This window comes from Ornithinimicrobium cavernae, assembly GCF_003121625.1.
Taxonomy (GTDB): domain Bacteria; phylum Actinomycetota; class Actinomycetes; order Actinomycetales; family Dermatophilaceae; genus Ornithinicoccus; species Ornithinicoccus cavernae.
In genome coordinates this window covers 84170-108894 of record NZ_QDDJ01000005.1, presented here as the reverse complement: position 1 = coordinate 108894, position 24725 = coordinate 84170, and the positions used below count along the sequence as shown (strand labels likewise).

Genomic DNA, 24725 nt, shown 5'->3' with positions numbered 1-24725 from the left:
CGTCCGGGGGGCCACGCCTCTTCGTGTGGCCAGGTCGCTACGGGCCGTATGCCGTGGGGCCGGGTCACGGCGTGAGGCCCAGCCTGGCCATCCGCTCGCCGTGCAGCTCGATGAGCCTGGTGAACATCCGTCCGAGGTCGGCCAGGTCCACACCGTTCCCGTGACCACCGACCAGCAGGCCCAGCAACGCGTCCCGCTCCAGCGCGACATACTGCGTCTGCGCGATCGCCTCCCCGACGAGGCGCCGGGCCCACAGGGCGAGGCGCCCCGCCACCGCGGGGTCCAGCTCGATGGCGTCGGTGAGGGCGCGCACCACGAACTCGTCCTGGGCGTCGACCTGCAGCACCGACTCGATCAGCTCCCGGGAGCGTCCGTCCACGTGCTGCGCGACCTCCCGGTAGAAGTCGCGGGCGATGCCGTCGCCGACGTAGGCCTTGACCAGCGCCTCCAGCCAGTCCCGCGGGCGGGTGCGCTCGTGGAAGGCGTCCACCGGCGCGGCGAAGGGGGCCATGACCACCTCCGGATCGTGGCCCAGCTCCCGCAGCCGTGCGGCGATGCGCTCGAAGTGCTCGAGCTCCGCGCCGGCGGCGCGGCCCATCCAGATCCGGACGCCCAGGCCGGGGGCACCCAGCGCGTCGGTGGCCATCCGGAGCCCCGCGGTGAGCTCGGCGTAACCGATCGCCCCCAGCAGGTCGGTGAGGGCCTCCGCCGATGGTCCGGTCGCGGCCGTGGCCGGGCCGTCTGGGTGCACAGGATCCATGCCTGCACCGTAGCGCTCCGTCGAGGGCTTAGACTGAGCACACCAGCGGTGCCCGGTCGGCATGACGCCTGGCTGCCACAGCAGCCGCCCCAGAAGACTTCCGATCGGCCCGACCACGCAGGGCCCTCCTGCGGCGCGCACGCGCCGGACACCGGGCGACATCAGTCTGTCCTCCCGGCTCAGGGTCCGCTGACCGGAAGACGTCTCCCATGGAAGAAACCCGCACCTTCGCCGATTTCGGCGTCCACGCCGACATCGTGGCCGCCCTCGCGGACGGCGGCATCACCCACCCGTTCCCCATCCAGGCGATGACCCTGCCGGTCGCCCTCGACGGCCACGACATCATCGGCCAGGCCAAGACCGGCACCGGCAAGACGCTCGGCTTCGGCCTCCCGATGATCCAGCGGGTGACCGCGCCCCAGGACGAGGGCTTCGACGCCCTGCCCAAGCCGGGCGCCCCCCAGGCTCTCGCGGTCGCCCCGACCCGGGAGCTGGCCGTCCAGGTCGCCAGTGACCTGACCAAGGCCTCCGCCCAGCGTGGTGGCATCCGCGTCCTGACCGTCTACGGCGGTCGCGCCTACGAGCCGCAGATCGAGGCGCTGCGCCGCGGTGTCGAGATCGTCGTCGGCACCCCCGGTCGGTTGATCGACCTGGCCCAGCAGGGTCACCTGGACCTCGGCCACGCCCGCACCGTCGTCCTCGACGAGGCCGACGAGATGCTGGACCTCGGCTTCCTGCCGGACGTCGAGAAGCTGCTGTCGATGACCCCCGCCGGCCGCCAGACCATGCTCTTCTCGGCCACCATGCCGGGCGCCGTCGTGTCGCTGGCTCGCCGCTACATGACCCAGCCGACCCACATCCGGGCGATGAGTGAGGACGGCGAGGGCCACACCGTGGCCGCCGTCGAGCAGTTCGTCTACCGCGCGCACGCCATGGACAAGGTGGAGATGCTGGCGCGGATCCTGCAGGCCGAGGGCCGCGGGCTGACGATCATCTTCTCGCGCACCAAGCGCACCGCGGCCAAGGTCGCCGACGACCTGACCGAGCGCGGCTTCGCGGCCGCCGCCATCCACGGCGACCTGGGTCAGGGCGCGCGCGAGCAGGCCCTGCGCGCCTTCCGCAACGGCAAGGTCGACGTCCTGGTCGCCACCGACGTGGCCGCCCGCGGCATCGATGTCGAGAACGTCACGCACGTCATCAACTACCAGTGTCCCGAGGACGAGAAGACCTACCTGCACCGCATCGGCCGCACCGGTCGCGCGGGCGCCACGGGCGTGGCGCTCACGTTCGTCGACTGGGACGACCTGCACCGCTGGGGCATGATCAACAAGGCTCTCGACCTCGGGATCCCCGAGCCGACCGAGACCTACTCCTCCTCACCCCACCTGTTCAGCGAGCTGAAGATCCCCGAGGGCACCCGGGGCACCCTGCCCAGGTCGGCGCGGACCCGCGAGGGGCTGGCCGCCGAGCGCTACGAGGACCTTGGTGAGACCGGTGGGCGGCACGGCGGCGGGGGCCGCGGCCGCGGGGACCGCACCGGCGGCGGGCCGGGCCGCTCCGGTGGCAGGAGCCGCTCGGGCGGCGGCCGGGGTCAGTCGGAGCGAGGCGCCGAGGCCCAGTCGGGCACGCGTCCTGCCGACGGTGAGTCGCCCCAGCGCAAGCCGCGCCGTCGCCAGCGCCGTCGTGGCGGCAGCGACCAGCAGGCGACCCAGCGCGCCGGCGAGTGACCACCGCACTCACCAGCTGAGCTCGGCTCCCAACGGCGCCGCCCCGCTGCCCTGCTCGAGCAGGGCGGCGAGCACCTCCGGGGTCGTGGTGTTCTCGCCGAGCTCGTTGACCTTGCCCGCGCCGTGGTAGTCGCTGGCGCCGGTGGGGAGCAGGCCCAGCCGCTGTGCCAGCGCCGCTGCGTGCGCCCGCTCCCGGGGTGAGTGGTCGCGGTGATCGACCTCGATCCCGCCCAGGCCGGCCTCGGCCATCGCCTCGATGACGTCGTCACCGACGACGCGTCCCCGCGCGCCGGCCAGGGGGTGCGCCAGCACCGCCATCCCGCCCGCGTCCCTGATCACCTCGACGGCACGGATGACGTCGGTGGCGTAGTGACCCACGTAGTAGCGCGACCCCGACCCCAGCACCCCCGCGAAGGCGGCGTTGCGGTCGGGGTAGCGTCCCGCGGCGACCATCGCGTCCGCCAGGTGCGGTCGCCCCGCCGTCGCCCCGTCCTCCAGCTGTGCGAGCACCTGCTCGTAGGAGTCGAGGTAGCCGTCGGCGATGAGCAGGTCGGCCATCGCCCGCAGCCGGGCGCCACGGGAGTCCCGCGCCCGCTGCATCTCCTCGCGGAGGACCTCGCCGTCGGGGTCCACCAGGTAGGCCAGCACGTGCACGCTCGTCCCCCGGCTCTGACAGGACAGCTCCAGTCCGGGGATCACGGTGAGGCCCGCCGCGCGACCGGCCCGGTCGGCCTCTGCCCAGCCGCCCGCCGTGTCGTGGTCGGTGAGCGCGAGCACGTCCAGCCCCGCGGCCACACCCGCCCCGACCACCTGCTCCGGTGTCTCGGTGCCGTCGCTCCAGGTGGAGTGGGTGTGCAGGTCGATCCTCATGACGTTCAACCTACTGAGGCCTCCCCCGGCATACTGGATCGGGTGAGCAGTCCCCCACAGACCGAGGAACCCTGATGCGACGCACCCCCACCCCCTTCCGCGCCGTGGCCGTGACCGCGACCCTGAGCGCCCTGCTGCTGGCGGGGTGCGGCGGCGACGAGCCGGAGGTCGAGCAGACCCCGCCGGCGGAGACCACCGAGGAGTCCTCGACGACCGACGGTCCGGCGACCACGGACGGGGCACCGACCACCGAGGCACCCGAGGACGACGGGGCCACCGAGGAGCCCACGGACGCGGCCGAGGAGACGGCGGCCCCCAGCGGCCCGGTCACCGCTGCGGACGGGGCCTTCCAGATCACCCCGCCCGACGGGTGGCTGGACGTGCGCGACCAGGTGGAGCAGCAGGTCGAGATCGCGGTCCGGGACGACGAGATGACCGACGACTTCTTCGTCAACCTCGTGGTCGCCAGCGAGGAGCCGATCGGCGACCTCGCGGACTCGATCGAGGCGGCCGCCGAGCAGGTGGCCGGGGCCGACGGTGACTACGAGATGCTCGACCCCATCGAGATCGACGGCACCGACGCCTACGGTTTCGTCCTCACCCGGACGACCGGTGGCGTCGAGGTCGCACAGACCCAGTGGTGGGCCGAGCACAACGACCGCCTCTACGTGACGACCTTCAGCACGGCCAAGTCCCAGCAGGAGGCCAGCCAGCCCATCATGGAGGACCTCCTGTCCACCTGGGCCTGGCAGGACTGACCTGCCCGGGTATGCCGCTGGGCCGGGTCCGGTGACCCGGCCCAGCGGCATACGGTGGTCCGGTCAGCGGGGGGCACCTCGCGCGCGCATCCGGGCGCGCTGCGCGGCGACGTCGAGCCCGAACCGGCGCCGGGCGAGGTACTGGCCGATCCAGACCCCGCCGGCCAGGCCGAGGCCGGTCGAGACCGCCAGCACGACCTCGGCCGCTGCCTGCGGCAGCAGCACCGTGTTGTCCATGCCGAGGAAGATCGCGCGATAGACGGCCATGCCGGGCAGCAGCGGCACGATCCCGGCCATCACCATCGCCAGCTCGGGGACACGGAGCAGGCGGTGGGCGGCATAGGCGACCGCGCCCACGACGATCGCCGGGACGACCACGGCCTCCGCGGGCCCCAGACTCGCCAGGATCATCAGCTCGTAGACGGCCCACGACCCGGCCGCGATGGCCGTGGCCAGCAACACGGCCCGGAACCCGGTGTAGGTGGCCCAGGCGAAGCCCGCCCCGATCGCGGCGGCGGCCAGGGTGGACTGCAGCGGCATGCCACCCACGGAGATGAAGGGCGAGATCTCCATCGGGATGCCGAGCCGCCAGGCGATGCCCAGGACGGTGGCGACCCCAACCGCCAGGCCCAGGGTCAGGATCAGGACCTCCAGCCCGCGTGCGGAGGCAGTGACGTAGTAGCCGTCGATGGCGTCCTGGGCCGCGCCCATCACGCTCAGCCCGGACAGCAGCAGGATGATCCCCGAGATGACCACCAGGGACGGTGACTCGACCCCGGGGATCTCCCAACCCTTGGAGCGCGTCCAGAAGATGACGACCGCCACCATGGTGGGGATGGCAGCGCTCACGGCCTGGTTGAGGAAGTCGGCGACCCCGGCCCGGGTCAGCCTGCGCTGGACCGCGACGACCACGACGGTCGTCACGGCGGCGATGAGCCACATCATCGGGCCGGCACCGAACAGTGCAACGACGCCGACCGCCAGCATGGCGTCGCCCGCCGTGACCAGCCAGCGGCGGTAGGGGTGGGGCGCGGACAGCACCGCGGCCAACCGGTCCCGGGCGACCTCGGGGTCGGGCGCGTCCTCCCCGGGCTGGGGCTGGGCGATCTCATCGACCAGCAGCTGCAGGTTCTGCAGCCGCGTGTAGTCCCGGGTGCGCACCCGGATCACCCGCATGACCGCGAGCGGGTCCTCGTCCAGGCCGCGGTGGATGGAGACGGTGATCGAGGTGAAGGTGATGTCGACGTGGGCCGAACGGATGCCGTAGGCACCGACCAGGCGGAGCACGGTGGCCACCACGTCGGCCGCCGAGGCCCCGGTGGAGAGCATCGCCTCACCCACCCGCAGGGCCAGGTCGATCACGGCCCGCGCGTGCCGCTGCGAGACGGCGTCGTCACTGCCGGGCAGGCCGATCGCCACGGTGGGCGGACCGACACCGCGCACCGCCCACTGCGCGCGGTGCCGCCAGGCTCTGCCGACGCGCGGGACGGCCCGCACCTGCCGCCCGGTGATCACCTGGGGGCCAGTGACATCGCCCCCCAGCGGCAGGTCGGGCAGGCTCGGCTCGTCGCTCACACCGACCAGCGTAGGGACTCCTCCGGGCTGCTGCGTCCCCGGGCGTGAAAGGATGGCCGCGTGAGTGAGAAGCAGCACAAGGCAGAGCACCGCAGCCGCCCCAACAACCCCGAGTTCCGCCGGTTCATCGCCAGCGGCTGGGCTGAGCACGGGGAGGAGCTGCCCGGGACGACCGAGGCCGCGACGTATGCCGCAGCGCGCCGGGAGGCGGTCTCCGCCGCCTTCCCCGGGGAGCGGCTCGTGCTCCCCGCGGGTGGGCTGAAGGTCCGAAGCAACGACACCGACTACGTCTTCCGGCCGCACTCGGCGTTCGCGCACCTGACCGGCCTCGGGTCGGACCGGGAGCCGGACGCCGTGCTGGTGCTGGACCCGCTCGAGGACGGCGGCCACGAGGCGGTGCTCTACTTCCGACCGCTCGCCGGGCGCGACACCGAGGAGTTCTTCGCCGACTCCCGGGTGGGTGAGTTCTGGGTCGGGCGCCGTCCCACCCTGGCCGGCATGGCCTCCGAGCTGGGCGTCGCGACCCGCGACCTGTCCGAGCTGTCCGACGCGGTCGCCAAGGACGCCGGGGCGGTGACCGTCCGGGTGGTGGCCGAGGCCGACGCCGAGGTGTCGGAGCTCGTCGAGATCGCCCGGTCACAGGCCGCGCAGCACGACGCGGAGGCCGCCGTGGAGGCCGACCGCGAGCTGTCCCGCTTCCTGTCCACCCTGCGCCTGGTCAAGGACGAGTGGGAGATCAACCAGATGCAGGTGGCCTGCGACGCCACCGCCGAGGCCTTCGACGCGGTCGTGGCCGAGCTGCCCGAGGCGGTCCGTCGCGGGCGGGGCGAGCGCTGGGTGGAGGGCGTCTTCGGCCTGCACGCGCGCCACTCCGGCAACGGCGTGGGCTACGACTCGATCTGCGCCGCGGGCGACCACGCGACGACGCTGCACTGGATCCGCAACACCGGTGAGGTCCGCGACGGGGAGCTGCTCCTGCTCGACGCGGGCGTGGAGGTCGACTCGCTGTTCACCGCCGACGTGACCCGCACGGTCCCCGTCAACGGGACGTTCACCGAGACCCAGCGCAGGGTCTACGAGGCCGTCCTGGAGGCCCAGGAGGCCGGCCTGGCAGCCGCGCGTCCGGGCAACAGGTTCAGCGACATCCACGCCGCGGCCATCCGCGTCATCGCGACCAGGCTGTTCGAGTGGGGCCTGCTGCCGGAGGGCGTCACCGTGGAGAGCACGCTGGACCCCGAGCACGGCCAGCTCCACCGCCGCTGGATGGTGCACGGCACCAGCCACCACCTCGGGCTCGACGTGCACGACTGTGCGCTGGCGCTGCGCGAGGACTACCTGGACGCCGAGCTGAGGCCGGGCATGGTCCTCACCGTCGAGCCGGGTCTGTACTTCAAGTCCGACGACCTGCTGGTGCCCGAGGAGTACCGCGGCATCGGGGTGCGCATCGAGGACGACGTCGTCATCACCGAGGACGGCTGCCGCAACCTGTCCGCCGCGCTCCCCCGCACGGCCGACGACGTCGAGGCGTGGGTCCGCGCGGGCGGCCAGCGCTAGACGACCCGGGGACTCAGCGCCAGCCCAGCCCCGGCGCGACGTGCCGCACCACGCTGTCCAGGATGTGGGCGTTGTAGTCGACGCCCAGCTGGTTGGGCACCGTGAGCAGCAGGGTGTCCGCCGCCGCGACGGCCTCGTCACCGGCCAGCTGCTCGATGAGCTGGTCCGGCTCCGCGGCATACGTCTTGCCGAACCTGGCCAACCCTCCCTCGAGCCGACCGACCTGGTCCTGGCTGCGGGTCTGCAGCCCGAAGAGCTGGTGATCTGTCGCACTGACCAGGGGGAAGATGCTGCGGCTCACCGAGACCCGCGGCTCCCAGTCGTGGCCGGCACGCTGCCAGGCGTCGCGGAACACCTGGATCTGCTCGGCCTGCAGCTGGTGGAAGGGCACGCCGGTGTCCTCGGTGAGCAGGGTGGAGCTCATCAGGTTCATCCCCTGCTGGGCGGTCCACTCGGCCGTGGCACGCGAGCCGGCACCCCACCAGATCCGGCGGCGCAGTCCGGGTGAGTGCGGCTCGATGCGCAGCAGTCCCGGCGGGTTGGGGAACATCGGGCGAGGGTTGGGCTCGGCGAACCCCTCGCCCTCCAGCACCTCCAGCAACCGCAGCGCACGCTCGCGGGCCAGCTCGGCGTCGGTGGTGCCCTGCGGGACCACGTGCCCGAAGTACTCATAGCCGCGGATGACCTGCTCGGGCGACCCGCGGCTGATCCCCAGCTGCAGCCGGCCACCGGAGATGAGGTCGGCGGCGCCGGCGTCCTCGGCCAGGTAGAGCGGGTTCTCGTAGCGCAGGTCGATCACCCCGGTGCCGATCTCGATGCGCTCGGTGCGGGCACCGACGGCCGCCAGCAGCGGGAACGGGGAGGCCAGCTGCTGGGCGAAGTGGTGCACCCGGAAGTACGCGCCGTCGGCACCGATCTCCTCGGCTGCGACCGCGAGGTCGATCGACTGCAGCAGGGCGTCGGAGGCCGTCCTGACCTGGGAGTGCGGGGAGTCGGTCCAGTGACCGAAGGACAGGAACCCGATCTTCTTCACTCCGTCACCAACCTCCGTGCACCGCAGGGCATTCCGTCCGTATGCCGCGTGCTCAGCCCTGCGGGTCGGGCGGACCGGGGCGGTGGCCGGGCCCGGCGGGCGGCGTCTGCGGGCCGCCGGGGCCTGCCGAGGGCTGCTGGGGCGGGGCCGACGGCGGCTGCTGGGCCGGCGGCTGCGAGGGTGTGGGCGGCCGGTGGGTGAGCGAGCCCGGGCCGCCGGGCAGCTCGACCAGGAGGTCACGGGCGCGCTGGGCGAACTTGTGCTCGGTCAGCACCTCGTAGCGCGTCGCGATGACCTGCGACACCGAGGTGAAGTCACGCCGGCCGCGCGTGAGCGCGTGCCCCAGCAGCGCCCACACCAGGGCGAACACCGCACCGAACAGCATGGACCACAGGACGGTCGTGAAGGCGTCGCCGCTGGGGGCGAAGAGGGCGAAGATGAGGCCGACGAACAGGCCCATCCAGATGCCGGTGACCAGGCCGGCCAGCGCCACGCGCCCCGTCGTGAGGCGACCGGTGACGCGCTCGACCTGGCGGAGGTCGGTGCCGACGATCATGCAGTTCTCGACGGGGAACTCCCGGTCGGAGAGGAAGTCGACGGCCTTCTGGGCGTCCTCGTACTTGTCGAAGACACCCAGCGACATGGGGTACTCGAGGGTCAGGCCACTGACCGGGCCGCGGCCGGTGCTGGAGATGCTGGTCACAGAGCCATCCTGACATTGAATCGGCCCGGAGCGCTCACCGAGCGTCCGGGCCGTGCGTGCGGGCGAGTGCTGGGACTCAGCGCAGGCCGAAGAACCGCCTGCGCGGCTTCATGGCCCTGCGTGCGACATCCGCGGGCAGGCGGTGGCGGAAGGCGCGGAGGGTGGCGTAGTCATAGGTGCTGCCGGTCTGGAAACCCATCAGGGTGTTCGTGCTCCTGTTCGTTGCGTGAAGACTCTTCAGTGGGTACAGCGCCGCGGGCTACCAGGAGATTCCCAGACGGCCGGTGAGGTCGGTCACACAGCGGCCGCCCACGGTCCCCTCGCTATCCTGCGGTGGTGAGCAGCAACCCCCGCGTCTTCGTCGCCCGCCTGGTCGGACTCAGCGTCTTCGACCCGCTCGGCGACGAGGTCGGTCGGGTGCGCGACGTGGTCCTCGCCATGTCGACGCGGCGCCGCAGCACCGGCCCCCGGTCCATCGGGCTGGTCGTCGAGGTGCCCGGCCGCAAGCGGGTCTTCCTCCCGATGACCAGGGTGACCACCATCGATGCCGGGCAGGTCATCACGACCGGCCTGGTGAACATGCGCCGCTTCGAGCAGCGCCCGGGCGAGACCAGCGTGGTCGCCGAGCTGTTCGACCGGCCCGTCCGCGTCATGATCGACCGGGACACCGGGCCGGAGCCGGCCGTCGTCGAGGACGTGGCCCTGGAGCTGCAGCCGAGCCGCGACTGGGTGGTGACCCGGGTGTTCTGCCGCAAGGGCGCTCCGGCACCGTCCCGTCCGGGGCTGCGGCTGCGCCGGCCCAGGGGCGAGACCGTGCTGGTGCCCATCGACGACGTCGAGGGGCTGCACCTGTCGGTGGCCGAGCAGGGTGCCCACGCACTCCTGGAGAGCATGGAGGACCGCAAGCCGGCCGACCTGGCCGACGCCATCCACGACCTCTCCCCCAAGCGCCGGGCCGAGGTCACCAGGGCCATGGACGACGAGATGCTCGCCGACGTCCTCGAGGAGCTCCCCGACGACGACCGCATCGAGATCCTCACCGGCCTGACGGCGGAGCGGGCGGCGGACGTCCTCGAGGTGATGGAGCCCGACGACGCGACCGACCTGCTCGCTGAGCTGCCGGCGGAGACCGTCGAGGAGCTGTTGGAGATGATGGAGCCGGACGAGGCGGCTCCGATCCGGCGGCTGCTGACCTACGACCAGGACACGGCCGGCGGCATGATGACCCCCGAGCCGGTCATCCTGGGCCCCCAGGCGAGCATCGCGGAGGCACTGGCCATGGTCCGGCGCGAGGAGATCTCGCCGGCGGTGGCCTCGCTGGTGTATGTCTGCCGCCCACCGCTGGAGACACCGACCGGGCGGCTCCTGGGGATCGTGCACATCCAGCGGCTGCTGCGGGAGCCGCCCCACCAGTCGATCGGCTCCATCGTGGACCGCGACTTCGAGCCCGTCCCCGGAGACGCGTCCCTGGAGACGGTGACCCGCCTGATGGCGAACTACAACATGGTGGCGGTGCCGGTGACCGACGACGAGGGGCGCCTGCTCGGTGCGGTGACCGTCGACGACGTGCTCGACCACATCCTCCCGGAGGACTGGCGCGAGGAACGGCACGACGAGTCGGGCACACCGCCGAGCACCGAGACGAACTCCCAGGGGGCAGCCCGTGTCTGAGCCGACTCCGAGCCCGCCACCGCGCCGCGACCGGCTCGCCGAGCGCGCGGTCGACCGCGAGGTGGAACGGCGCGCCGACCGGCTCGACCAGCCGCTGGCCGCGCGCCGCCGGTTGGTCACCCGGCCCCAGATGGACCCCGATGCCTTCGGCCGGTTCGCCGAGGGGTTTGCCCGGTTCATGGGCACCGCCCGCTTCCTGGGCTACATGACGGTCTTCGTGCTGGTCTGGATCGCCTGGAACTTCCTGGCGCCGGCAGACCTGCGGTTCGACCCCTACGCCTTCATCTTCCTGACGCTGATGCTCAGCCTGCAGGCCTCCTACGCCGCGCCGCTGATCCTGCTCGCCCAGAACCGGCAGGCCGACCGCGACAAGGTCGTCATCGAGCAGGACCGGACGCGGGACGAGCGCAACCTGGCCGACACCGAGTTCCTGACCCGGGAGGTCGTGGCCCTGCGGATCGCGATGCGGGACGCGGCGACCCGGGACTTCGTCCGCAGCGAGCTGCGCAGCCTGCTGGAGGAGATGGAGGAGCGCGGCCTGCGCCTGCAGGGACCCGACACCGACGAGACCGCGCCCGTCGCCGACGGCCGGGACCGATAGGACGCGCACGCACCGCGCGGGAGCCGCGACCGGACCCGCCTGCGGTCAGTCACCCTCGGCACGGAACGTGCAGCGTGCGGACGTACCATGGGGACATGTCTGCTCCCACCCTTGATGCCGTCAACGCTGCCCTGGCGACGGTCGACGACCCCGAGATCCGCAAGCCGATCACCGAGCTCGGCATGGTCGAGGCGGTCGACATCGATGAGATGGGGCGGGTCAACACCACGATCCTGCTGACGGTGCCCGGCTGTCCCATGAAGGACACGATCACCAAGAACGTCACCAGTGCCGTCCAGTCCGTCGCGGGCGTCACGGACGTCCGGGTGCAGCTCGGGGTGATGAGCGACGAGCAGCGCGGCGCGCTGCGGTCCCAGCTGCGTGGCGGGGCGCCGGAGAAGGAGATCCCCTTCGCCCGGCCGGACACGCTGACCAGGGTGTATGCCGTGGCCTCCGGCAAGGGCGGCGTCGGCAAGTCCTCGGTCACCGTGAACCTGGCCGCCGCGATGGCGGCCGAGGGGCTGCGCGTGGGCGTGGTGGACTCCGACATCTACGGCTTCTCGGTGCCCCGGATGCTCGGCGTGGAGCAGCAGCCGACGCAGGTCGACGACATGATCCTGCCCCCGATCGCCCACGAGGTGAAGGTCATCTCGATCGGGATGTTCGTGCCCGGCAACCAGCCGGTCGTGTGGCGCGGCCCGATGCTGCACCGCGCGGTCCAGCAGTTCCTGTCCGACGTCTTCTGGGGCGACCTGGACGTCCTGCTGCTCGACCTGCCGCCGGGCACCGGCGACATCGCGATCAGCATCGCCCAGCTGCTCCCCAACTCCGAGCTGCTGGTCGTGACCACGCCGCAGCAGGCCGCCGCGGAGGTGGCCGAGCGCGCCGGGTCGATCGCCCTGCAGACGCACCAGCGCCTGGTCGGCGTCATCGAGAACATGTCCTGGCTGGAGCTGCCCGACGGCAGCCGCCAGGAGATCTTCGGCTCCGGCGGCGGCCGGGCCGTCTCCGAGAGCCTGTCCCGCGCAATCGGTGCCGAGGTCCCGCTGCTGGGTCAGATCCCGCTCGACACGACCCTGCGCGAGGGCTCGGACTCCGGGGTGCCCGCGGTGCTCGGGACGCCGGACTCCCCCGCGGCGACCGCTCTGCGGGGCATCGCCCGCCAGCTGGCGCAGCGCGGGCGCGGCCTGGCCGGCCGCAAGCTCGGCATCACCCCGACCGGCCGCTGACCTCCGCGCAACCCCCGACCGAGCGCACGGCGACCTAACCCACGGCCCAGTCGAGCCGAGTGCGGTGGGCGACCTCCGTCGGCTCAGGTGGCGTCCGGGTCCCACGGCGTGGGGACCGACGGGTCGAAGGCCTGGGCCCGCGGCCTCGGGGCACGGCCTCCGGCGATCGCGGCCTCGTTGGCCGCCCGCGCCGAGGCTGACTCGCGCGGCGCTGCCACTGTGGACTCCGGCGACAGGGCCTCGCGCACGATGCGGCGGGGGTCGTACTGACGAGGGTCCAGGGCGCTCCAGTCGACGTCGTCGAAGCCGGGGCCCATCTCCTCGCGGATGTGCGTCTTTGCTCCCTCAGCCATGTCCCGCGCCGAGCGGACGAACTGACCCAGCTTGGCGGCATACCCGGGCAGCTTGTCCGGACCGAGGATCACCAGCGCGAGCACGATGAGCAGCATGAGCTCGCCGCCACTGAGGTTGAGCACGGCGCGCCTACTCCGAGCCCTGCAGGGTCATCGTCACGGTGCGTTCCTCGCCGTCGGGACTGCGCAGCAGGAGCTCGACCTCGTCGCCGATGACGTGGCTGCGCAGCACGATGATCAGGTGGCTGCCGTGCTCGATCTCCTCACCGTCGACCTCGAGGATCAGGTCGCCGGGCTCCACGCCGGCCTCGTCGGCCGGCCCGCCCTCGACGATGGAGGGGCTGTCGGCGAGGCCCTCCTCGAGCACCTTCGCGCCCGGCCCGGTATGCGTCATGTCGAGCATCACCCCGATGATCGGGTGGTTGCTGGAACCGGTCTCGATCAGCTGGTTGGCGGTGTGCTCCACCTGCCGGGCCGGGATCGCGAAGCCCAGACCGATGCTGCCGGACTGGCCGCCACCGAGGTCGCCGGGGATCTGTGCGATGGCGGAGTTGACGCCGACCACGTGGCCGTTGAGGTCCAGCAGGGGGCCACCGGAGTTGCCCGGGTTGATCGCCGCGTCGGTCTGGATGGCGTTGATGTAGGAGGTCGACCCCGAGCCGCCCCCGGCGATGACCGGCCGGTTCAGCGCCGACACGATGCCGGAGGTGACGGTGTTGTCCAGCCCGAGCGGTGCCCCGACGGCGACCACCGACGCACCCACCTGCAGCTCGTCGGAGTTGCCGAACTCGAGGGGCTGCAGGCCGGTCTCGTCGACCTTGAGCACCGCGATGTCGTACTCCGCGTCGGCGCCGACGATCTCGGCCTCCATCTCCCGCCCGTCCGAGAAGGTGACCTGGACCGTGCCGTTGTCGCCGGCCCCCTCGACGACGTGGTTGTTGGTGACCAGGTAGCCGTCCTCGCGCACCACGAAGCCCGAGCCGACCCCGCCGCCGGCACCGGAGCCCACCGAGATGAACACGACGCTGGGCAGGGCGTGCTGCGCGATCGTGGTGACGGCGGTGGGCGGCGTGGTGCCGACCGGCGCGGCCTCGATCACGCTGGCCGTGGGCTCCTGCTCGTCCTCAGCCAGGAGGCCGCCGAGGTAGCCCGCGGCGCCGCCGCCGACCAGGCCGAGCGCGAGGGCGCCGACCAGCAGTCCGGCGCCCGGGGAGCGTCGGGGCCGGGGTGGCGCCGTCGCTCCGCTCCCCTGGCCGTATGCCGTGTGGCCGGCCTGGGAGGACGTGTCGCCGTAGGCGGGGTGGCTGGCGGGCGTGGACGTGGCGTAGCCGCTGGGCAGCGGCGACGCGTAGGGGTCCGACGTGGTCGCCGCGTAGGGGTCCGACGTGGACGAGTAGGCCGGATGGCTGCCCTGCGGGGAGGGCGGGGCGTAGGCGGAGTGGCCCACGGTCCCGGGCCCCGGGTAGGGCGGGAAGGCAGAGGTCTGGGCGAGCGGGATCGCCGAGGTCCGGTCGATGGGCAGCGCGGACGTGTCGTCGCGGTCGGAGCCCGCCCCACGGTCGGAGTCCGCCCCACGATCGTGGCCCGCCCCGGGCTCGGAGGCTGAGGGACGGTCGGCTGTGTCGGTGCCGTCCGCGTCGTCGAGGTCTCGCTCGTCAGCCATGGGCCTGATTCTGCCTGATCACCTGAGCGGGACCGAACCCGCGCCCCTCAGCCCAGGACGGGGATCGGCTGGCTGTGGGAGATGTTGGAGCGCGCGGGCTGCGGGGCGCGGTGCGCCAGGGCCTCGCGCAGCTGGGCCCTGCCACGGTGGATGCGCGAGCGCACCGTGCCGAGCTTGATCCCCAGGGTCTGGGCGACCTCCTCGTAGGAGTAGCCCTCGATGTCACTGAGCACGACGGCCGCGCGGAACTGGGGGGAGAGCCCGGCCAGTGCCCGCTGGACGTCGTCGTCCAGGTGAGTGGCGTCATACTGCTCCTCCGGCCCGCGCAGCCTGCTGGGGAGCCGGGCGGCGGCCTCGTCGCTCAGCGCGTCGAACCGGATCCGCTGCTTGCGGCGCACGCGGTCCAGGAACAGGTTGGTGGTGATGCGGTGCAGCCAGCCCTCGAAGGTGCCGGGGCGGTAGGTGTGCAGCGAGCGGAAGACGCGGATGAAGACGTCGTGGGTGAGGTCCTCGGCGTCGTGCTGGTTGCCGGTGAGCCGGTAGGCCAGCCGGTAGACCCGGGCGGAGTGGTCTCGGACGATCTCGTCCCACGTGGGGACCTGCCAGTCCTGCTCTGGTGCGTCCATGGTGTCCTCCATCTCCGAGGCGGGGCCACCGCGCCCCTGCTGCGCGATCACCGTCCTCACACACTGGCAGACCTGGCTGGGAGATTCCTGAGGGCCCGCGGCGCATTAGTGTGGGGCCATGAGCACTCAGAAACTGGCGTCCTGGGCCTACGCCGAGAGCTTCATCGCCCCCAGCGAACTGATGGAGCGGGCGGCGGGCGAGGGCGAGGCCCTGGGTGCCGTGCCCGTGCACCCGGCGGTCGGCAGCGTGCTGCGGCTGCTGGCGGCGTCCCTGCAGGCCCGGACGGTCGTGGAGATCGGCACCGGCGCCGGCTCCTCGGGGCTGTGGCTGCTGCAGGGGATGGCCCCGGACGGCATTCTCACCACGATCGACGTGGAGCCCGAGCACCAGCGGATGGCCAAGAAGGCGTTCGCGGAGGCGGGCATCCCCCCGCAACGCACGCGGGTCATCGGCGGCGACGCCACGCAGGTGCTCCCCCGCCTGAACGACGCGACCTACGACATGGTGCTGATCGACGCCGACAAGCCCAGCTACCCGCTGTACGCCGAGCACGGGATCCGGGTGCTGCGCCGCGGCGGCATCCTCGTCCTGGACAACATGCTGTGGCACGACCGGGTGGCCGACCCGGCCGCGCGTGACGAGAGCACCACGGTGATCCGGGACCTCGGCAAGACACTGCGGGAGGACGACCGGCTCGTGCCGGCCCTCCTCCCGGTGGGTGACGGGCTGTTCGCCGCCGTCAAGCGTTGAGGGGGCTCAGCCCAGGCAGCCCTTGATGGCCTCGCCCAGGGCGGTGGCCTCGTCGGCGTTCATCTCCACGACCAGACGGCCGCCGCCCTCCAGCGGCATCCGCAGGACGATCCCCCGGCCCTCCTTGGTGACCTCGAGCGGGCCGTCGCCGGTGCGGGGCTTCATGGCTGCCATGTCTGATCTCCTCCTGACGCGGCCGCGGGCCGCGAGTTCCCTGCCGCGAGGCCGCGACGGTCAGTGCTTGGAAGCCTATTATCCCCCGTGACCAGCCTCCCCCGAAATCTGGGTCCTTGACCGGCGTGCGGCACACTGGGGTCGTGCGAGCCCGGGCTGCCGTCTTCGACCTCTACGGGGATCACCTCGGCCCTCGCGGCTACTGGGCCCCGATCTCCGGTGTGATCACCCTTCTCGGCTCGTGCGGCATCGCCGCTCCGGCCACGCGCACCGCGGTGTCGCGCATGACCTCCCAGGGCTGGCTGCAGCCGGAGACCCGCAGGACCATCCGCGGGTATGCCGCCACACCGGCCGGGCGGGAACGGCTCGGTGAGGCGTGGGCCCGGATCTACCGACCGGACACGGCCGGCTGGGACGGTCGCTGGCAGCTCGTGGTGACCGGCCGCCCCGCTGACCGGGGCCAGCGCGACCGGGTGGCCGCCACGCTGGGCTTCCTCGGCTACGGACGGATGGCACCGCAGACGTGGCTGGCGGCCCGGCCGGCCCCGGAGCTCGCCGCCGCGCTCGATGCCCTGGGCATCGACTACTCGGTCCTCACCACGACCGACCTGCCCGACGCCGACCGCGTGGTGGCCCGCACCTGGGACCTCACCGAGCTCGCCGCGAGCTACCGCGACTTCGCGGAGGACACGGCCCGGCTGCGCGACCGGGTCCGCAGCTCGTGGACACCGCAGGAGGCCTACCGCGTCCGTGCGACGCTGGTGCACCGGTGGCGCAAGTTCCTCTTCGTCGACCCGGCGCTGCCCGCCGAGGTGCTCCCCGAGGGCTGGCCGGGACAGGCCGCCCGCGAGCTGTTCCTGGAGGTGGCTGACCAGCTCCTGCAGCCAGCCCGTATCTTCGTGGGAGACGCCCTGGCCTCGGCCGGGGCACCGGCACCGGACCCCGCGACCGCAGAGGACACCCAGCGATGACTGACACGACTGTTTCCAGCCCCGTCACCCTCGAGCGCGACGGCGGCGTGGCCACTGTGCGCCTCAACCGCCCGGACGCGATGAACGCCCTCGACACAGCGACCAAGGAGGCGCTGCTGACCACGCTGCGCGAGGTCGCCGAGGATGAGTCCGTCCGCTGCGTCGTGCTGACCGGCTCGGGCCGGGCGTTCTGCGTCGGGCAGGACCTCAAGGAGCACGTGCAGCAGATGCAGTCGGACAGCTTCGGGCTGGGCTCGACGGTGCAGGAGCACTACAACCCGGTCGTGGAGCTGCTGGCCACCATGGACAAGCCCGTGATCGCCGCGGTCAACGGCGTCGCCGCCGGCGCCGGCGCGTCGTTCGCCTTCGCCACCGACCTGCGCATCCTGGCGGCCTCGGCCGGCTTCAACATGGCCTTCACCGGCATCGCGCTCTCCTGCGACTCCGGCGCGTCCTACCACCTGCCCCGCCTGATCGGCACGGCCCGGGCCAAGGAGCTGCTGCTGCGGCCCCGCACCGTGAAGGCCGAGGAGGCCCTGTCGCTGGGCCTGGCGAGCGAGGTGGTCGCCGACGAGGAGTTCGAGGCGCACGTGCGCGAGGTGGCACAGACCCTCGCGGCCGGCCCGACCAAGGCCTACGGCGCGGTGCGCCGAGCCGTGGCGTTCTCCGCCGGGCACACGCTCAGCGAGTCCCTCGCCCACGAGGGGGAGCTGATGAACAGCACCGGCGCGACGGCCGACCACCGGGCCGCGGTCGCTGCCTTCCTGGCCAAGGAGAAGCCGGTCTTCGAGGGCCGCTGACACTTTTTCTAGCGGTCTCGCTGCTCGATCCCGCATTCTGGTGGGGATTTTGCTGATCGGCCTGCTCCCGGCGTCCAGCAGAACCCCTATGAAAAGACGTGCAGCACCAACGAAGCCCCTACGAAAACGGCGGGTCACGGCGGGTTGTCGCGCGGGGGCTCGAAGCGGAACAGCTCCCAGGACCACCACACCTGCCAGCCGAGGAACAGCGCGACGATCACGACGGTGCGCAGCACGATGAGCCAGGTCGGTCCGGCCCGCCGGTCCGAGGGCGGCCACCCGCCCCCGATGAGCACCACGAACACCGGGAACAGCAGGATCAGGTAGCGGTAGATGCTGGTCCAGGGGTCCAGCGCGGCCGCCAGGTAGAACGGGTAGCCGAGGCTCCAGGTCTGCAGGACCGGTCCGAGGCCGCGGGCCCAGGGACCGAGCACCATCACGGCGAGCAGCGCAAAGAAGCCGACCAGCAGCCACACGCCGCGCGGGTCGCCGAACTGCCACTTCACCATCTCCAGGGTCGGGAGGAACGGCACGACCTCCTCACCGGCGCGCCAGGCCGACATGGTCACCGTGTAGCCGTCCGGGACGCCCGTGCCCCGCCAGACCAGGGCCGGCCAGATGAGCCCCGACAGACCGCAGCCGGCAAGGGCAGCGAACATCGCGGCATACTCCCCCCGGGACACCGGCTCCTCGTGCCGCCGACGCCAGCGCAGGACCACCGCCACCAGGGCGACCAGGCCCAGCGGCAGCGCGATCGGCCGGGCCAGGCCGGTCAGCAGGGCGACCGCCCCGGCAGCCAGCCACCGGTGGCGGATGAGCAGCCACAGCACGATGCAGAGCAGGAGGGTGGCCAGCGACTCCGTGTAGGCCACCTGCAGGACGGGCGCCGTGGGGAAGGCCGCGAACAGGGCGACCCCACCGAGCGCGGCCACGGAACCCACCCGCTCACGCAGCATCAGCCCCATCACCACGGCCGCCGCATAGCCGACCAGCGTCGCCACGACGGGCCCGGCCACGGCGAACGGCCACCCGGTCAGCGCCGTCAGCCACGTCGCGAGGGTGGGAAACATCGGGTAGAAGGCCCACTCGTTCTGCTGGACCTCGCCGCTCGCGTCCACCGGCAACCGGTCGGGATATCCCGTGGTCGCGATCTTCTCGTACCAGGCGCCGTCCCACAGGGTGGCCAGGTCGAAGTACCGGTGCACCTCACCGCTGAAGATCAGCGGGTCCTGGTGTACGTCGACGATCCACAGCAGGAGCACCGTGGTGAAGAGCCGGAAGGCGGTGTAGAGGCCCAGCAGGACCAGCAGGAACCGCCCGGTCGAGCGGGTCACCGGTCCCCGATCCGCTCGGCCATCCGGTCGAGCGAACGGCCCAGGAACCAGCGCATCGGTGGGTCGGTGAGCCGGGCGGTGTGGCGCCCCAACCAGCCCGGCCGGGGCACGATCTCCTCCCGCCAGACGACCCGCGTGCCGCTCCCCTCCGGCATGAGGTGCACCTCCGCACCACCGTCCAGCACGGGCCCGAGCTTGACGATCGTGAAGTGCTCCCCGGGCGCCCACTCGGTGACGACCATCCGGTCGACGACGGACAGCGGCCCCAGGCCGGTGTAGGCGACGAAGGTCCAGCCGGGCCCCACCGGGCCGGGGGTCGCCCGGATCCGGGTCAGCGGCTGGAACTGGCCGTATGACGCGAGGTCACCCAGGACGGCAAAGGTCCGTCCGGGGTCGGCCGGCAGGGTCCGCGCGATCTCAAAGGTCCCCACGGTCACTCTCCGGCGTCTGGTCCCGGCCGGTGAAGTCCACCGGGACGTCGGCGAGCTCGGCCCGCAGGCGGGCGATCTCGGCGTCCCGGTCCTGCAGCTCCTCGGCCAGCTGGTCCAGGACGCTGTCGACCTGCGACATCCGGTAGCCGCGCAGCGCCTGGTCGAACCGGAGCTCGATGAGGTCGTCCGACCGCACCGTCCCGCGCGCCAGGGGCTCGAAGGACTGGCTGGTCACGGGGTCCGCGACCCCGGGGACACCGGTGCGCAGCACCAGTGCCGCCGCCAGCACCCCGAGGGCGAGGACGCCCACGATCACCAGGATCAGGATCACCGACGAGCCTCGCGGATGATCCGGACCGCCTCGTCGGGGTCGTCGGTGAGCTGCAGCAGGCCGAGGTCGACCTCGGAGATCGTGCCCTCGGCGACGAGCGTGGCGCGCAGCCAGTCCAGCATGGGCCCCCAGAACGTGGTGCCCATGAGCACGATCGGGAAGTGCGTGACCTTGCCGGTCTGCACGAGGGTCACCGCCTCGAACAGCTCGTCGAGGGTGCCGAACCCGCCCGGAAGCACGATGAAGCCCTGGGCGTACTTGACGAACATGGTCTTGCGGGCGAAGAAGTAGCGGAAGTTGATGCCGAGGTTCACGTGCGGGTTGAGGCCGGTCTCGAAGGGCAGCTCGATGCCGAGCCCGACCGAGGTGCCTCCCGCCTTGACTGCTCCGAGGTTGGCGCCCTCCATGGTGCCGGGTCCGCCACCGGTGATGACGGCGTAGCCGGCCTCGACGAGCGCGGTGCCGACGGCCGTGGACAGCTCGTAGACCGGGTGGTCGGGCCCGAGCCGCGCCGAGCCGAAGACGCTCACGGCGGGACCGAGCTCGGAGAGGGTCCCGAAGCCCTCGACGAACTCGGACTGGATCCGCATGACGCGCCACGGGTCGGTGTGCACCCAGTCGCCGGGGCCGGCGTTGTCCAGCAGCCGCTGGTCGGTCGTGCTGGTCGGCACCTTGCGTCCCCGCAGGGTCACCGGACCCTTGCGGTACTCCTTGGGCTGGCTCACCACACGAACCTAAACCGTCGGGGCGGCCGGAGCGCAACCGGCGTGCGGTCCGCGGGCCTCAGGCGAGCCATCGGCGCAGCGCGGCCTCGGCCGCGACGATCTGGTCGGTGCGGCAGCGCTCGTCGTCGGCGTGCGCGTACTGCGCCTCGCCGGGGCCGAAGTTGACCGCCGGGATGCCCAGGGCGGAGAAGCGAGCCACGTCGGTCCACCCCTGCTTGGCCCGGACCGGCAGGGCGAGCGCGTCGACGAACGCCGCGGCGGCCGGCCGGTCGAGGCCGGGGCGGGCTCCCGGTGCACGGTCGATGATCTCGACCTCCAGACCGGCGAAGACCTCGTCCACGAGGTAGGACTCCGCCCGCTCCGTGTCCCAGTGCGGCGCGAAGCGCAGGTTGACGGTGACGACAGCATGGTCCGGGATCACGTTGTGCGCGATGCCGCCGGTGACGCCGACGGCGTTCAGCGACTGCCGGTAGGTCAGTCCGTCGACCTCGGCCTCCGGGAGCTGACCGCGCTCGATCCGGGCCAGGACCTCGGCGACGTCGTGGATGGCGTTGTGACCCATCCAGGGCCGTGCGGAGTGGGCGGCCCGTCCGCGGGTGTGCACCAGGGCCGTGAGGTTGCCGTTGCAGCCGCCCTCGACGGCGTCGTCGGTGGGCTCCAGGAGGACGGCGAAGTCGCCGGTCAGCAGGTCGGGGTGGGCGCGGGCCAGCCGGGCCAGACCGTTGTGCTCGTCGCTGATCTCCTCGACGTCGTAGAAGACGTAGGTGATGTCCCGGTTCGGCTCGGTCAGGTCGGCGGCGAGCCGCAGCTGCACCGCCACGCCGCCCTTCATGTCCGTGGTGCCCCTCCCCACCAGGTAGTCGCCCTCGCGGCGCACGGGCAGGTTGGCCGGCTCCGTCAGCGGCACCGTGTCGAGGTGCCCGGCGAGCACGACCCGCTCGGGCCGGCCGAGTCCGGTGCGCGCCACGACGGCGTTGCCGTCGCGCGTGACGCTCAGGTGCGGCAGGGCGCGCAGCGCGACCTCGATCGCGTCCGCCAGCGGCCCCTCCGCCAGGCTGACCGAGGGGATGTTGCACAGGCTGGTGGTCAGGCTCACGACGTCCTGGGCCAGGTCCAGTCGGGTCTCGTTGGGCATGGCCCGACCCTAACCGGGCCGTGCGTTCACAGGCCCCCACGGCGCCGTATGCCGCGCGGCCGGGGGCCGTTCGCGGGTCCGCCCGCGACTAGACTGGCTCCATGACCCCGGCCGGCCAGGATGACCCGGCCGCCGAGGCCCGCCGGCCGCGGCGGCGCAGCTTCCTGACCCTCGCCGCCGTCACGGCGGTGGCGGTGCTGGTGGGCGCGATCGGTGCCCGCTGGGTGATCGAGGAGTTCCGCAGCCCGACGTGCGAGCTCACCGCCGGCGACAGCACGGAGCGCCTCACGCCCGAGCAGGCCGCCAACGCCGCCACGATCAGCATGGTCTCGATCGAGCGCGGGCTGCCGCCCAAGGCGGCGACCATCGCCCTGGCGACCGCGATCCAGGAGTCCAAGCTCCGCAACCTCAACTATGGCGACGCCGACTCCCTCGGCCTGTTCCAGCAGCGGCCTAGCCAGGGCTGGGGCAGCCCCGAGGAGGTCACCGACCCGGTCTACGCCGCCAATGCGTTCTTCGACGCCCTCGAGGCCGTGCCGGACTGGTCCGAGTGGGTGGTCACGGAGATCGCCCAGGAGGTGCAGCGCAGCGGCTACCCGGACGCCTACGCCGACCACGAGGGCGAGGCGCGGGTGATGGCCTCCGCGCTGGTCGGCCAGACCCACGCAGGGGTCGCGTGCCGGCTGGACGAGCCCTCCGGCAGCGGGTCTGCCCAGGACGTCCTGGACAAGGCCGGGCGCACCTTCGGCGCACAGGGCACCGCCGAGGGTGCCGAGGTCCGGATCGAGGCCTCCGGTGCGGACCAGGCGTGGGCAGTCGCGAGCTGGGCGGTCACCCACGCGGAGGTCGAGCAGATCGTGCGCGTGGAGGTCGCCGACCGGGTCTGGGACCGGCACGCGGACCCGCTCACCTGGCAGGCCACAGGAGCCGCTCCCGACGGCACGACCGTCACCCTCACCGTCGCCACCGGCTAACCGCCCCCCTGCCCTCCCCCTCTCGACCGAGCACACCGTGGCCCGACGTTCCGCCCCACCGGGCGCACCGTGGCCCGAGCACGACAAGGCCCCCGCCCCGGCGAACCGGAACGGGGGCCTGGCACGATCTCAGGTCAGCGAGCGTCAGCGGCGACGTAGTCGCGGGCCGGTGACCCGACATACAGCTGACGGGGCCGACCGATCTTGGTGGCCGGGTCGTTGATCATCTCGCGCCACTGGGCGATCCAGCCGGGCAGACGGCCGATCGCGAAGAGCACGGTGAACATGTTGGACGGGAAGCCCATCGACTCGTAGATCAGGCCGGTGTAGAAGTCGACGTTCGGGTAGAGCTTGCGCTCCACGAAGTACTCGTCCTCGAGGGCCGTCTGCTCCAGCTCCATGGCCAGGTCGAGCAGCGGGTTGCCACCGCCGACCTTGGAAAAGATCTCGTGGGCGGTCTGCTTGACGAGGGCGGCGCGCGGGTCGTAGTTCTTGTAGACCCGGTGGCCGAAGCCCATCAGCTTGACGCCCTCCTCCTTGTTCTTGACCTTGCGGACGAAGTCCTTGACGTCACCGCCGCTGTCCTTGATCTGGTCGAGCATCGTCAGCACCGCGGAGTTGGCGCCACCGTGCAGGGGCCCGGACAGGGCGTGGATGCCGGCGGAGATGGAGGAGAACAGGTTGGCCTCGGAGGAGCCGACCATGCGCACCGTCGAGGTCGAGCAGTTCTGCTCGTGGTCGGCGTGCAGGATGAACAGCAGGTCCAGGGCCTTGGACAGCACCGGGTCCAGCTGGTAGGCCTCGGTCGGCTGCCCGAACGTCATCCACAGGAAGTTCTCGACCAGGTTGTAGTCGTTGTTCGGGTACAGGAACGGCTGCCCCTGGCTCTTCCGGAAGGCGTAGGCCGCGATCGTCGGCAGCTTGGCCATGAGCCGGATCGTGGAGATCTCGACGGCCTCGGGGTCGAAGGGGTCCAGGCTGTCCTGGTAGAAGGTGCCCAGGGCGGAGACCGCGGAGGAGAGCACCGGCATCGGGTGCGCGTCGCGCGGGAAGCCGTTGAAGAAGCCCTTCATGTCCTCGACCAGCAGCGTGTGCCGGCGGATCCGCTGGTCGAACTCCTCCAGCTCGGTGGCGGTGGGCAGCTCGCCGTAGATCAGCAGGTAGCTGGTCTCCAGGAAGCTGGACTTCTCCGCGAGCTGCTCGATCGGGTAGCCGCGGTAGCGCAGGATGCCCTCGCCGCCGTCGATGTAGGTGATCTCCGACTTGCAGGAGGCGGTGTTGACGAAGCCGACATCCAGCGTGACGTCCCCCGTCGTCTTCAGCAGCGAGGAGATGTCGAGGCCGTTGTTGCCCTCGACCGCCGGTACGACGGGGAGCTCAAGGTCGGATCCCTGGTGGGTGAGTCGGGCGGTGTCGGTCATATGTCCTCCTGCTCGGGTTCGGCGCACCATGGTGCTGGTGCGCCGGGCGGTCGGTGCCCGAGCAGCGGAGTATCAGCTCCCGCCCGGACCGGGGGTGCGGTCAGTGGTCGTTCTGTTCCTGCGGGGGCAGCGCTTCGATGATCGGGTGGTCCTTGGGGATGAGCCCGAGCTTGGCGGCACCCCCGGGACTCCCCAGGTCGTCGAAGAACTCGACATTGGCCTTGTAGTACTCGGCCCACTCCTCGGGGGTGTCGTCCTCGTAGTAGATGGCCTCGACAGGGCACACCGGCTCACAGGCACCGCAGTCCACGCACTCGTCGGGGTGGATGTAGAGCATCCGCTCACCCTCGTAGATGCAGTCGACCGGGCACTCGTCGATACACGCCTTGTCCTTCAGGTCAACACATGGTTGGGCGATCACGTAAGTCATCGACGGCTCCTGCTCCTGCTGGTGGTGGTGTAGTGGCCCGGGCACGGGACAGACCACCTCCTAGTATGCCGCTCGGCCCGGCAGAGCGGTAAGCCGCCCCGTCCCTCTGTGGCAGGCATCACGCT

General features: G+C 72.0%; 27 protein-coding genes. 10 read left to right on the top strand and 17 right to left on the bottom strand.

The window, feature by feature from the left end; translation table 11 throughout:
- Window positions 1–64 precede the first annotated feature (64 nt).
- Entirely contained in the window at window positions 65–760 is a 696-nt protein-coding gene (locus DA085_RS06785; protein WP_161958437.1) for a ferritin-like fold-containing protein, read from the bottom strand.
- Between the two features lie 209 nt (window positions 761–969).
- Here DA085_RS06785 and DA085_RS06780 point away from each other — a divergent pair, with 209 nt between their 5' ends.
- Window positions 970–2487 (top strand): DEAD/DEAH box helicase, encoded by a 1518-nt coding sequence (locus tag DA085_RS06780; RefSeq protein WP_109472194.1) that lies wholly within the window; start codon window positions 970–972, stop codon window positions 2485–2487.
- A gap of 9 nt (window positions 2488–2496) precedes the next feature.
- On the opposite strand, the gene DA085_RS06775 is transcribed toward DA085_RS06780, so the two are convergent.
- Complete coding sequence (locus DA085_RS06775; protein WP_109472193.1) at window positions 2497–3357, bottom strand: PHP domain-containing protein; 861 nt, start codon at window positions 3355–3357, stop codon at window positions 2497–2499.
- Between the two features lie 74 nt (window positions 3358–3431).
- On the opposite strand from DA085_RS06775, the gene DA085_RS06770 reads away from it, so the two are divergent.
- The gene (locus tag DA085_RS06770; protein ID WP_109472192.1) at window positions 3432–4115 is read left to right on the top strand and encodes a hypothetical protein; all 684 of its coding nucleotides are present in this window, start codon (window positions 3432–3434) and stop codon (window positions 4113–4115) included.
- 63 nt (window positions 4116–4178) lie between these two features.
- On the opposite strand, the gene DA085_RS06765 is transcribed toward DA085_RS06770, so the two are convergent.
- Window positions 4179–5690, bottom strand: coding sequence for a threonine/serine exporter family protein (locus DA085_RS06765; RefSeq protein ID WP_237565351.1), 1512 nt, complete (start codon window positions 5688–5690; stop codon window positions 4179–4181).
- A 60-nt stretch (window positions 5691–5750) separates the two neighbouring features.
- On the opposite strand from DA085_RS06765, the gene DA085_RS06760 reads away from it, so the two are divergent.
- Window positions 5751–7244: an aminopeptidase P family protein gene (locus DA085_RS06760; protein ID WP_109472191.1), complete on the top strand. Its 1494-nt coding sequence runs from the start codon at window positions 5751–5753 to the stop codon at window positions 7242–7244.
- Between the two features lie 13 nt (window positions 7245–7257).
- Here the strand turns inward: DA085_RS06760 and DA085_RS06755 are convergent, their stop codons facing one another.
- From DA085_RS06755 to DA085_RS21815, 3 genes are all read right to left on the bottom strand, one after another.
- Window positions 7258–8277, bottom strand: coding sequence for an LLM class flavin-dependent oxidoreductase (locus tag DA085_RS06755; RefSeq protein ID WP_109472190.1), 1020 nt, complete (start codon window positions 8275–8277; stop codon window positions 7258–7260).
- 52 nt (window positions 8278–8329) lie between these two features.
- The gene (locus DA085_RS06750; protein ID WP_202619132.1) at window positions 8330–8980 is read right to left on the bottom strand and encodes a YflT domain-containing protein; all 651 of its coding nucleotides are present in this window, start codon (window positions 8978–8980) and stop codon (window positions 8330–8332) included.
- Window positions 8981–9056: 76 nt separating this feature from the next.
- Window positions 9057–9179 carry a hypothetical protein gene (locus DA085_RS21815; protein ID WP_272914477.1) on the bottom strand — a complete coding sequence of 41 codons (123 nt, stop codon included), beginning with the start codon at window positions 9177–9179 and terminating at the stop codon, window positions 9057–9059.
- Window positions 9180–9316: 137 nt separating this feature from the next.
- On the opposite strand from DA085_RS21815, the gene DA085_RS06745 reads away from it, so the two are divergent.
- The 3 genes from DA085_RS06745 to DA085_RS06735 all read left to right on the top strand — a co-directional run bounded on the left by DA085_RS06745 (window position 9317) and on the right by DA085_RS06735 (window position 12481).
- Complete coding sequence (locus DA085_RS06745) at window positions 9317–10651, top strand: magnesium transporter MgtE N-terminal domain-containing protein (protein WP_109472360.1); 1335 nt, start codon at window positions 9317–9319, stop codon at window positions 10649–10651.
- Complete coding sequence (locus DA085_RS06740) at window positions 10644–11252, top strand: DUF1003 domain-containing protein (protein WP_419866502.1); 609 nt, start codon at window positions 10644–10646, stop codon at window positions 11250–11252. The genes DA085_RS06745 and DA085_RS06740 overlap by 8 nt, the downstream gene beginning before the upstream one ends.
- A 95-nt stretch (window positions 11253–11347) precedes the next feature.
- Window positions 11348–12481 carry an Mrp/NBP35 family ATP-binding protein gene (locus tag DA085_RS06735; RefSeq protein ID WP_109472189.1) on the top strand — a complete coding sequence of 378 codons (1134 nt, stop codon included), beginning with the start codon at window positions 11348–11350 and terminating at the stop codon, window positions 12479–12481.
- 83 nt (window positions 12482–12564) lie between these two features.
- On the opposite strand, the gene DA085_RS06730 is transcribed toward DA085_RS06735, so the two are convergent.
- Genes DA085_RS06730 through sigE form a run of 3 tightly spaced genes read right to left on the bottom strand, consistent with a single transcriptional unit; the run spans window position 12565 to window position 15123 of the window.
- A complete protein-coding gene (locus DA085_RS06730) occupies window positions 12565–12957 on the bottom strand; it encodes a twin-arginine translocase TatA/TatE family subunit (RefSeq protein ID WP_237565350.1) in 393 nt (130 codons plus the stop codon).
- 7 nt (window positions 12958–12964) lie between these two features.
- On the bottom strand, window positions 12965–14497 hold the full coding sequence (locus tag DA085_RS06725; RefSeq protein ID WP_109472188.1) for a S1C family serine protease: 1533 nt from the start codon (window positions 14495–14497) through the stop codon (window positions 12965–12967).
- A gap of 47 nt (window positions 14498–14544) precedes the next feature.
- Window positions 14545–15123 carry an RNA polymerase sigma factor SigE gene (sigE, locus tag DA085_RS06720; protein ID WP_237565349.1) on the bottom strand — a complete coding sequence of 193 codons (579 nt, stop codon included), beginning with the start codon at window positions 15121–15123 and terminating at the stop codon, window positions 14545–14547.
- 118 nt (window positions 15124–15241) lie between these two features.
- Here sigE and DA085_RS06715 point away from each other — a divergent pair, with 118 nt between their 5' ends.
- Complete coding sequence (locus DA085_RS06715) at window positions 15242–15874, top strand: O-methyltransferase (protein WP_109472187.1); 633 nt, start codon at window positions 15242–15244, stop codon at window positions 15872–15874.
- A gap of 6 nt (window positions 15875–15880) precedes the next feature.
- Here DA085_RS06715 and DA085_RS06710 read toward each other — a convergent pair whose 3' ends face one another.
- On the bottom strand, window positions 15881–16048 hold the full coding sequence (locus DA085_RS06710; RefSeq protein ID WP_109472186.1) for a DUF3117 domain-containing protein: 168 nt from the start codon (window positions 16046–16048) through the stop codon (window positions 15881–15883).
- A gap of 143 nt (window positions 16049–16191) precedes the next feature.
- On the opposite strand from DA085_RS06710, the gene DA085_RS06705 reads away from it, so the two are divergent.
- Both DA085_RS06705 and DA085_RS06700 read left to right on the top strand, forming a co-directional pair.
- Window positions 16192–17019 carry a PaaX family transcriptional regulator gene (locus DA085_RS06705; protein WP_154402121.1) on the top strand — a complete coding sequence of 276 codons (828 nt, stop codon included), beginning with the start codon at window positions 16192–16194 and terminating at the stop codon, window positions 17017–17019.
- On the top strand, window positions 17016–17819 hold the full coding sequence (locus DA085_RS06700; RefSeq protein ID WP_109472184.1) for an enoyl-CoA hydratase/isomerase family protein: 804 nt from the start codon (window positions 17016–17018) through the stop codon (window positions 17817–17819). The genes DA085_RS06705 and DA085_RS06700 overlap by 4 nt, the downstream gene beginning before the upstream one ends.
- Window positions 17820–17953: 134 nt before the next feature.
- Here DA085_RS06700 and DA085_RS06695 read toward each other — a convergent pair whose 3' ends face one another.
- The 5 genes from DA085_RS06695 to dapE are packed head-to-tail and all read right to left on the bottom strand — an operon-like array spanning window position 17954 to window position 21775.
- Complete coding sequence (locus DA085_RS06695; RefSeq protein WP_109472183.1) at window positions 17954–19153, bottom strand: hypothetical protein; 1200 nt, start codon at window positions 19151–19153, stop codon at window positions 17954–17956.
- Complete coding sequence (locus DA085_RS06690; RefSeq protein ID WP_161958436.1) at window positions 19150–19584, bottom strand: SRPBCC family protein; 435 nt, start codon at window positions 19582–19584, stop codon at window positions 19150–19152. The genes DA085_RS06695 and DA085_RS06690 overlap by 4 nt, the downstream gene beginning before the upstream one ends.
- Window positions 19571–19915 (bottom strand): DivIVA domain-containing protein, encoded by a 345-nt coding sequence (locus DA085_RS06685; protein ID WP_109472181.1) that lies wholly within the window; start codon window positions 19913–19915, stop codon window positions 19571–19573. Before DA085_RS06685 ends, DA085_RS06690 begins: the two co-directional genes overlap by 14 nt.
- Window positions 19912–20640 carry an LOG family protein gene (locus tag DA085_RS06680; protein WP_109472180.1) on the bottom strand — a complete coding sequence of 243 codons (729 nt, stop codon included), beginning with the start codon at window positions 20638–20640 and terminating at the stop codon, window positions 19912–19914. The genes DA085_RS06685 and DA085_RS06680 overlap by 4 nt, the downstream gene beginning before the upstream one ends.
- 58 nt (window positions 20641–20698) lie before the next feature.
- Window positions 20699–21775, bottom strand: a complete 1077-nt coding sequence (gene dapE / locus DA085_RS06675; protein ID WP_109472179.1) for a succinyl-diaminopimelate desuccinylase — start codon at window positions 21773–21775, stop codon at window positions 20699–20701.
- A gap of 101 nt (window positions 21776–21876) precedes the next feature.
- Between dapE and DA085_RS06670 the strand changes: the two genes are divergently transcribed.
- The gene (locus tag DA085_RS06670; RefSeq protein WP_237565348.1) at window positions 21877–22749 is read left to right on the top strand and encodes a hypothetical protein; all 873 of its coding nucleotides are present in this window, start codon (window positions 21877–21879) and stop codon (window positions 22747–22749) included.
- Window positions 22750–22883: 134 nt separating this feature from the next.
- Here DA085_RS06670 and DA085_RS06665 read toward each other — a convergent pair whose 3' ends face one another.
- Together DA085_RS06665 and fdxA are read right to left on the bottom strand one after the other, a co-directional pair.
- A complete protein-coding gene (locus tag DA085_RS06665) occupies window positions 22884–24170 on the bottom strand; it encodes a citrate synthase (protein WP_109472178.1) in 1287 nt (428 codons plus the stop codon).
- 100 nt (window positions 24171–24270) lie between these two features.
- Entirely contained in the window at window positions 24271–24600 is a 330-nt protein-coding gene (gene fdxA, locus DA085_RS06660; protein ID WP_109472177.1) for a ferredoxin, read from the bottom strand.
- Window positions 24601–24725: the final 125 nt, after the last annotated feature.